This is a genomic window from Roseateles rivi, assembly GCF_043555845.1.
GTDB classification, from domain to species: domain Bacteria; phylum Pseudomonadota; class Gammaproteobacteria; order Burkholderiales; family Burkholderiaceae_C; genus Roseateles; species Roseateles rivi.
Map to the genome: position 1 here is coordinate 1 of NZ_JBIGHZ010000031.1, position 255 is coordinate 255.

Annotated in this window: 1 pseudogene; it reads left to right on the forward strand. The window is 67.1% G+C overall.

The features are described 5' to 3' along the window. A pseudogene (locus ACG0Z6_RS16670) lies at positions 1 to 255 on the forward strand (ABC transporter ATP-binding protein); the annotation flags it as partial.

Consider the following 255-nt stretch of genomic DNA (forward strand, 5'->3'; position numbering starts at 1 on the left):
TCGTCACGCTGGGCTTTGGGGAGATCATCCGCGTGTTCCTGAACAACATGGAATACCCCGTGAACGTGACCAACGGGCCGCGCGGCATCGGGCAGATCGACCCCATCCACTTCTGGGGCTTGAGCCTCGGGGAGCCGCTGGAGGTGCTGGGGCTGACGCTGCCGCCCGTGACGCTGTACTACTACCTGTTCCTGGCGCTGGTGGTGGGCTCGGTGCTGGTGTGCGTGCGGCTGGAGCGCTCGCGCATCGGGCGCG